The sequence below is a fragment of the Edaphobacter lichenicola genome, from assembly GCF_014201315.1.
In the GTDB taxonomy this organism is placed as follows: Bacteria; Acidobacteriota; Terriglobia; order Terriglobales; family Acidobacteriaceae; genus Edaphobacter; species Edaphobacter lichenicola_B.
In genome coordinates, this window is sequence record NZ_JACHDY010000008.1 from 107,318 (window position 1) to 115,377 (window position 8,060).

General features: G+C 53.4%; 7 protein-coding genes. 5 read left to right on the forward strand and 2 right to left on the reverse strand.

Annotated elements, in window-relative coordinates; genetic code table 11:
* The first annotated feature begins 219 nt into the window (after positions 1–219).
* Complete coding sequence (locus HDF09_RS19985; RefSeq protein ID WP_183769232.1) at positions 220–1,692, forward strand: GDSL-type esterase/lipase family protein; 1,473 nt, start codon at positions 220–222, stop codon at positions 1,690–1,692.
* A gap of 1,414 nt (positions 1,693–3,106) precedes the next feature.
* Here HDF09_RS19985 and HDF09_RS19990 read toward each other — a convergent pair.
* Positions 3,107–3,508, reverse strand: a complete 402-nt coding sequence (locus HDF09_RS19990; protein WP_183769233.1) for an arsenate reductase ArsC — start codon at positions 3,506–3,508, stop codon at positions 3,107–3,109.
* Between the two features lie 24 nt (positions 3,509–3,532).
* Positions 3,533–4,435, reverse strand: a complete 903-nt coding sequence (gene arsM, locus HDF09_RS19995) for an arsenite methyltransferase (protein WP_183769234.1) — start codon at positions 4,433–4,435, stop codon at positions 3,533–3,535.
* Between the two features lie 71 nt (positions 4,436–4,506).
* Here arsM and HDF09_RS20000 point away from each other — a divergent pair, with 71 nt between their 5' ends.
* The 4 genes from HDF09_RS20000 to HDF09_RS21020 all read left to right on the forward strand — a co-directional run bounded on the left by HDF09_RS20000 (position 4,507) and on the right by HDF09_RS21020 (position 7,889).
* Entirely contained in the window at positions 4,507–4,917 is a 411-nt protein-coding gene (locus tag HDF09_RS20000; RefSeq protein ID WP_183769235.1) for an ArsR/SmtB family transcription factor, read from the forward strand.
* Positions 4,917–5,990, forward strand: a complete 1,074-nt coding sequence (gene arsB / locus HDF09_RS20005; protein ID WP_183769236.1) for an ACR3 family arsenite efflux transporter — start codon at positions 4,917–4,919, stop codon at positions 5,988–5,990. The genes HDF09_RS20000 and arsB overlap by 1 nt, the downstream gene beginning before the upstream one ends.
* 12 nt (positions 5,991–6,002) lie before the next feature.
* Positions 6,003–6,494: an arsinothricin resistance N-acetyltransferase ArsN1 family B gene (locus HDF09_RS20010; protein WP_183769237.1), complete on the forward strand. Its 492-nt coding sequence runs from the start codon at positions 6,003–6,005 to the stop codon at positions 6,492–6,494.
* A gap of 1,086 nt (positions 6,495–7,580) precedes the next feature.
* Complete coding sequence (locus HDF09_RS21020) at positions 7,581–7,889, forward strand: enolase C-terminal domain-like protein (protein ID WP_260181844.1); 309 nt, start codon at positions 7,581–7,583, stop codon at positions 7,887–7,889.
* The last annotated feature ends 171 nt before the right edge of the window (positions 7,890–8,060 follow it).

The following is an 8,060-nucleotide window of genomic DNA, read 5'->3' on the forward strand; positions in this document are numbered from 1 at the left end:
AAGCCTGAAGTGGAACTGCCATGGATATGCCCCTGAGCCTTATGGACACCAGTTGTTGATGAAGACTAAAGGCTAACACTTGTCATGTTCCAATATAGCTATAGCGGTCAGCCAAAAATCGACTGTATCCGCTGCTTCAAGGTGCTGAGGTTTTTTGCGGATGATCTAATCGACCACTGGCCTCTTATATATGAGGGGCCTCTTATATATTTGGGTTCTATGAATTTTCTCGGTCGCTTGCTTGCGCTGCTACTTGTCTTGATCAGTGTGGCTTCGAGTCAGACTTCTCCGCAAGCAAATCTTGGCGCGATTCCGCTTGACCGCTTAGGCGAACTCTGGTGGGCTCAGCGGCACGATGCTGTTCTTCTGGCAGTCAAAGCACATCCAGATACGCCGCTTCTACTACTAGGTGACTCGATTACGCAGAACTATGAGAAGTCGAAGCTCCCCGACGAAAACTTCCAACCCACCTGGCAGACCTTTTACGGAGCACGAAGCGCCATTAACCTCGGCTTCAGTGGAGATACAACGGCTAATCTACTCTGGCGCATAAAGAATGGAGAACTCGGCGGTGTATCTCCTAAGGTGGTCGTCGTCCTGATCGGCACCAACAATACGGGTGTAGCGAACCAAAGCGCCGTTCAGACCCAGGTTGGTATCGACGCGGTCGTTGCCGAATTAGAACAACGTCTTCCCTCAACACACATCCTGCTGATCGGCTTGCTGCCGAGTGAGCTTTCACCACAAAAATCGGCTGTAGATCAGGAGGTCAATCGCTATCTCGCTCGCGTTTATTCCGAGAACCCACGCGTCACATATCTCGATATCAGCAGCATCTTCTTTCTGAATGGCAGGCTCAACGCTGCCATCTACTACGACCCGCGACTGCCCGGCCATCCTGGTGCGTTGCATCCCGACACAAAGGGGCAGTACAAGATGGCAGAGGCAATCGAGCCTACATTAGCACGCTTATTGGGCGAGAAACCGCGCAGATCTCTCGAGTCGATGACGGATATCAATACGGCTCTGATCCCTGTCGAGCGTCTCGAACAAGACTCCTACGACTGGTACGCCCGTCACCATGCCGAACTAGCTATTGGAAAGATGATGAATCCGCGAATCGTCCTCATCGGCGATTCGATCACCCATTTCTGGGCAGGTGTGCCAGCCGCATCACACCTCAATGGAGAGCCCGCATGGCAGCATGCGTTTGGCGATATATCTGTTCTCAATCTGGGCTTTGGCTGGGACCGTACACAAAATGTTCTCTGGCGACTCCGTCAGGGCGAGTTCGATGAACTTCATCCAGACTTCATCATCGTGAACATCGGTACTAACAATCTGACCGGAACAGAGAACGCACGCGCTAGTTCACCGGCTGAGGTCGTTGACGGCATCGAGGAGATTTGCCGCGAGCTGAAAAATCGTTCCCCGACGAGCTCAATTATCCTTATGTCCATCTTCCCTCGTGGCTTCGCCCCGGAGGATCCCCTTCGTGAACCGATTCGCCGAGTCAATCAGCTCTTGGTCGAACGTTTTGAAAACAGACCAGGCATTAAAATCGTCGACCTAGGACCGAAGTTTCTTGCATCAGATCAGACCCTGCCCAAGTCGCTGATGCCTGACGGAGTACACCCGAGCAATGCCGGCTACGAAATCTGGGCAGATGCCCTCCTGCAAGCATTCCGGTAAATCAACGGATCATCGGTGCATGCATGGACCGGAAGGGTCCTACTCCAAAAGCAAGACCATAGTCGGTCTGATTCCACAGCATAGACCACGATGATTTTATGAACACAGGGGGTATAGGGTTCTTAGCTTATAAAGCAAAGAAAATGGGCTGAACCCCCACGGTCAGCCCACGCCCACTGGTTAGAAACTTGATGCCAATTTGATGCCAAACAGAGCCCGGAATGCCGGCTTCTGCCCACTCTACCGGCTATTATCCCATTTAGAATGTGCAGCCGTCCACCTTTAGCACACCTTCACACGGTGGAAGTCGTAGGTTCGAATCCTGCTGTGCCCACCACGAAGATCATCATTTGTGGGAGTGTATCGTATTGTCAGAGCAAGATGAAAAAGCGACTGACCAGCCCGTCAACAGAATAAGGCACTACGCTGACATCCTGAACCCTCTCTTCTGGTGTGATGACTTCAATCAAGTCCACCGGATGTTTGAATGGGCTTGCACTATGGTGCGTGTGACGGGGATGCAGGATACAGGTTGGGATTCCTACACGGAATCCATCGCATTTCTAGAGGATTGCTCTCAACTACAACGGCTTCAGTTACCGGAAGACAGCTTTCCCAATCCGGCCAACACCCAAGCGCGTATTGCGCTCATGTCTTATAGCCACATGATCGAGATGAGCGTTCCATACGATCTTTTAGCGAACCTGTTGCGATTGCGCCTCGGCCTGAAATACTCTACGTCACCCCTGATTCACTTAAACAAACGTAAAGGTTATAAGGTAAGCGGTGTCAAGAAGACTCGCATCGTTCCTGCAAATCCAATTGCCAAGATTGAAGAAATCGAAAAAATGGCAGTTCAAGCAGGCTTTGCAGAGGTAGGCGCTGCGTTGAAAGGCATCTACAGCCACACCATTCGGAACGCGGTATTTCATTCTGACTACGCTATACACGACGATAGCGTGCGGATACTGTCCGGCAGCTATCAACTGATTAGCTTCGATGAATTAGCGCGATTGACGAACGATGCTTTTGCATTTCATTCGGCGCTCCTGCTGCTTTGGAAACGTCAACGAAAGTTATTCATTGATTTCCGTGGCAAAATTCTGCCTTACGATGATCGCTACAAAGGTGTTATAGAGTTCACGTTCGAAGGCGATTCGCTAAATGGCTTCCGTACGTATTGGCCTAACGGAACGGTTGGAATATGTACACGTGATGCCGATGGTCAGAGCCACGCACAGAACATCGTATTTCCGCACGATGGAAGCATTGATTTCTTCGTTGGTTTGCCTCCTTCGCGACCCTCCTCAGCGGGCCTGTTCGAGACTGTTACGAAACTCAGGTTCGGGTTTACGGGCGAGTTGAACGACAAAGGCGCGCCCTCCGGCGCGCCTTTTAATTCCTCGGTCTTGGCCTACTTTCCGAGGTTCTCTGTTTCGATCAGGTTCTTCACTCTGGCATTTACGTCATCGCGGATAGTTCGCACCTCATCTGCTGGCAAGCCTTTCGGGTCGTGTAAGGGCCAGTCGTCTCGTCTGAGGCCCGGCACGTAGGGGCATTGGTCACCACATCCCATCGTTATGAGGAGCTGGGCGTCACGCGCCAGCTCCTCAGTCAGCTTCTGCGGCTTGGCGTCGCTGAGGTCGATGCCGATTTCCTGCATCACAACCAGAACTTCCGGATGGATGCGTAAACCAGGTTCCGTACCTGCCGAGATGGCCTCAGCCTTTGCTGGATCGGCCATGTGATTGAAGAACGCAGAAGCCATCTGGGACCGTCCTGCATTGTGAACACAAGCGAAGATCACTCTAAACATCGGTACTCCCAATCTTGGTTTGAGCTAAGAGCAGCAGGTCGGACCGCAGCACGATTTCGACGCCAAGCTGCTGGGTTTGACCGCATATACCTTCACGCTCGCAGCTGCTGCGTTCACGTCATACTTTGAGAGCAATTCCGTGAGTTCTTCGTGAACCGTGGGCTCACTGCTCGGCGCGGGCGCACAGCAGGCGGCTGTATCACCCATTGTGGGCGAGCAACAACCAGCCTGATTTTCGACCTTGGCGTAGGCATTAAGATCAGAGCCGCTATCGACGATTTCAACGTGCTCGAAACCTGCGGCAAGCAGCCCTTCCCGATAATCATCCATCTTGATCGCACCTCCGATACACCCGACGTAGGCAGCCATGCTCTTGGCAATGTCTTCGGGGAGTTCGTGTTTCAGGGCGATGTCGCTCACCGCGAGCCGCCCTCCCGGCTTCAGGATGCGAGATATTTCACGAAACACCGACGGCTTGTCCGGCGCTAGGTTTAGAACGCAGTTCGAGATGACGCAATCGACCGAAGCATCGGGCAGTGGGACCTTGTCGATCATTGCCAGATAGAACTCCACATTGGTGTAACTATCGCTGACAGCATTGGCTCTGGCGCGCTCGATCATTGATGGCGTCATATCAACGCCAATTGCTCTGCCCGTTGGGCCGACCATCTTCGATGCGAGGAACACATCGAGGCCACCACCCGACCCAAGATCGACGACGACCTCACCGGGACGCAGGTGAGCCGTAGCAGTTGGATTCCCGCACGAAAGCCCCATATTTGCATCCGCAGGAATAGAAGTGAGTTCTTCGGCGGAGTACCCAAACGCTTCGGCGACTGCCTGAACTCCCGCGTGCTCGTTCGAGAGATTGCTCTGAGCAACTGCTCCATACTTCGATCTGATCGAATCCAAGATTTGCTCCGACATACTGCCTCCTCATATCTGCTTAGGTGAATATATGTATTGCTTTCGTATACGTCAAGGCGTATACATCAAACATGGCAAAGCAAACATACGATATTGAGCGGTTCTTCCAAGCCCTGGGTGATAGCACGCGGCTTCGCCTCTTGAACCTCATGGGAGAACAGGAGGTTTGTGTCTGTTACTTCGTGGAGATTCTTGGCGGACCACAGCCTAAGATTTCGCGCCACCTGGCCTACCTCCGTAGCGCCGGTATTGTCTCAGCGCGGCGCGAAGCAAAGTGGATGCACTATCGGATCGTCATGCCACCACATATCGGCGCGGCACAAATCCTGAAACAAACTCTGGAATGGCTGAAGGAAGAGAAGACGATGCAGAAGGATCGAGCCCAGTTGGTGAAGGCGTGTTGCTCACCATCCAAGTACGCTTCACTGGATGGCGCGCCTCTTCCTGCACAGGTCCTAGACAACTGCTGCGAGGCTTGCTGATGCCTCCTACGCTCATCTCTCAAGGTCAAACCTGCGCGCCTGCAGCTCGCAAGAAGTTGTCGTTTCTCGACCGCTTCCTGACGCTCTGGATATTCCTTGCGATGGCGATAGGCGTCGGCATCGGGCATTTCGTCCCTGGCTCGGCTACCGTCGTAAATCGCTTTCAGGCAGGAACGACGAACATTCCTATTGCTATCGGCCTCATCCTGATGATGTTCCCGCCGCTGGCGAAGGTTCGCTATGAGAAGTTGGGCGAAGTCTTTCGCAACAAGCGGGTACTCGGCCTCTCACTGGTACAGAACTGGCTCATAGGTCCCGTACTGATGTTCGCGCTTGCTGTGATATTCCTGCGCGGCGAACCGGCCTACATGCGCGGTTTGATCCTGATTGGCATTGCGCGGTGCATCGCAATGGTGCTGGTCTGGAATGACCTTGCTGAGGGTGACACAGATTACGTGGCCGGGTTGGTTGCGATCAACAGTGTGTTTCAGGTGCTCTTCTACAGCTTCTATGCCTGGGCGTTCCTGACAGTGCTACCGAAGTGGTTCGGTCTTCAAGGCAGTGTCGTAGACATCAGCATTGGACAGATTGCGAAAAGCGTTGGCCTGTACCTCGGAGTGCCGTTTGCTGCGGGCTTTGTCACGCGGTACGTGCTCATGCGGTCGAAGGGCGAGGAATGGTACACGGGACGCTTCATTCCACGCATCAGCCCGCTCACGCTCATCGCGCTCTTATTCACCATCCTCGTGATGTTCTCCCTCAAAGGAGATCTGATCGTGCGGTTGCCGCTGGACGTAGTGAGGATCGCGCTTCCGCTGGTGGTCTATTTCCTCATCATGTTCATAGTCAGCTTCTGGATGGGCAAGCGGCTGGGAGCTGACTACGCGCAATCAGCAACACTTTCCTTCACCGCAGCAGGCAACAACTTTGAACTCGCCATTGCTGTAGCTGTGGCTGTGTTCGGGCTGAACTCTGGAGAGGCGTTTGTTGGCGTGGTCGGTCCGTTGATCGAAGTGCCAGCCCTCATCGGACTGGTAAACGTCGCATTCTGGATGAGGAAGAGGCTTTTCTAAGGAGTTCTCGCAATGATTCGACAGGCCACGGTCAGTGATTCAACGCAGCTCTGTGACATCTACAACCAATACGTTCTTGAGACAACCATCACGTTTGAAGAGCAGGCCGTTACTTCAGAAGACATGGCGCAGCGCATACAGGACACCCTTCAGAACCTGCCTTGGTTAGTGTGGGAAGAAGGCGCGCAGGTCCTGGGATTCTGCTACGCCAGCAAGTGGAAAGGCCGTTGTGCCTACCGTCATTCCGTCGAATCAACCGTCTATGTGCGACCGCAAGCAACGAGGCTTGGCATCGGATCGCAGTTGTACCGCGCCCTTCTGGCCGATTTAAGACATCGCCAGCTTCACACAGTGATCGGTGGCATCGCCCTTCCGAATGTTTCAAGCGTCGCGTTCCACGAAAAGTTCGGATTCGAGAAAGTTGCGCAGTTCCGGCAGGTCGGCAACAAATTCGACCAGTGGATCGATGTTGGCTATTGGCAACTCCTGCTAACCGAAAGGTGATGAGCTAATGACCGAACAACTGCAAAACTGCTGATGGATTTGAGCCCCGAGCTCGTCCTCACTGTTCTCCCCCGAAATTTCCATCACTCCAGTAGCGAAATCCAAGATTCGAGTTTCGTAACGGTCTCCTTGAGCTTTCGTTCGGTGGAACTAGGCGGCTGGGCGCGTCAAGTCCAATCTGAACGCCGAGTGGGATGACAGACAGCTAACTCGTTTTATCAATTGTTCTTGTCTATTGAGGGCAAGGTATCGTGTGGTTTCCGGTATTTGAAGAACCATGCCACCGAGGCTGTCGAGAGGAAACTAAAACCAACGAGAACAATCACGGTAAACAGAACCCCCACAGCGAACGTAATCATGCTGCTGCCCCCTTGGTCTTAGCTGTTCTGTGCCCGGCAGCCGATGCAGGACAGCACACAGGAATGACCAATCAAACCTGAACTCTCAGGAAACACATTACGCTTATCGCTTCAGAACTAAATACCCTAAAGGGGGCAGATGAATGGGCGTAGGTGCAAGGATGGCGCAAACATCCGCAAAGATGGGGCCACCTGTTGTGGTGGTTCGGTCAGATGTGCGCCATCCATCCTTGGCCGACCAATCGGATCAGAAGATTCCGTTCAACTAACGAGGGAACAAAATCCAATTTGCATCAAGAGTAAGAGTTGGATAGCCCTCAGAGGCCGTCGAACAATCCGCGCTGAGTTGGCTTAGACTTCTCTAGTGGCGGAGGGACAACCGTGTCAATTACGAGATCTTGATCAGGCAGTATCTGCAAGAGATGCAGAGGCGGTCTCTCGTCTTATCCAACCATTCGGCATACTCGCGGAGCTCAAGGATGGCGGAATGGTCTGCGCACATGTATGCTCCACGCGGGTCTTCTCCAAATCGGGATTGAAGCAGTTGGACACGCCTGCCGGCTCTGGCGACGTTCGAAGGGTTGGCTGGCATGCAGATGCTCTCTGTTCCGTCCGGCACTTACGTGAAGATGTCCGCGGACCAACTGGCGAGGGTCGCGCGATATGGCATTCAGCGAAACCATTGCACCATTACGCGGTTATACCGCCAGGGGGAACGATCCTCCTTATGGCTGCGAAGATGGGCGTGCCGGTTTGCCCGCATGCCGGCGGTGTTGGCCTTTGTGAGTTTGTCCAGCATCTTTCGGCTTTCGACTACCTTCGCGTGAGCCGGACCATGCAGGACCGCGTGATCGAATACGTCGACCATCTGCATGAGCACTTTGCCGACCCGGTACGCATTCGTCGCGGCCACTACCTGATGCCTCAGACACCGGGATACAGTATCCAGGTCAAGCAGGATTGCTTGGAGAGGTATTCCTTTCCAGACGGCGAAGCTTGGGCATCTTTGACACAGATGCCGGTTGACTCGGAGTAGACCGATGCGAGAGTGACGACGTGTCCGCCGCCGAAAGCCCCTTTTCGATCCTACCGAAGAGTTTCACTCGATCTAATTGGTATTGAGAACGAGGACGGTGGCGATGGGTTCGAGCGCTTTTGCGGGAAGCTGGACATCAAGGCCTTCTCTGGTGCGTGTGATTTTTAACGA

Excerpts from the sequence above, each read along its gene's own strand:
- HDF09_RS19985 (WP_183769232.1), top strand. The coding sequence starts at position 220 with ATGAATTTTCTCGGTCGCTTGCTTGCGCTGCTACTTGTCTTGATCAGT.
- arsM (WP_183769234.1), bottom strand. The coding sequence starts at position 4,435 with ATGTCGGAGCAAATCTTGGATTCGATCAGATCGAAGTATGGAGCAGTT.
- arsB (WP_183769236.1), top strand. The coding sequence starts at position 4,917 with ATGCCTCCTACGCTCATCTCTCAAGGTCAAACCTGCGCGCCTGCAGCT.
- HDF09_RS20000 (WP_183769235.1), top strand. The coding sequence starts at position 4,507 with ATGGCAAAGCAAACATACGATATTGAGCGGTTCTTCCAAGCCCTGGGT.
- HDF09_RS21020 (WP_260181844.1), top strand. The coding sequence starts at position 7,581 with ATGGCTGCGAAGATGGGCGTGCCGGTTTGCCCGCATGCCGGCGGTGTT.
- HDF09_RS20010 (WP_183769237.1), top strand. The coding sequence starts at position 6,003 with ATGATTCGACAGGCCACGGTCAGTGATTCAACGCAGCTCTGTGACATC.
- HDF09_RS19990 (WP_183769233.1), bottom strand. The coding sequence starts at position 3,508 with ATGTTTAGAGTGATCTTCGCTTGTGTTCACAATGCAGGACGGTCCCAG.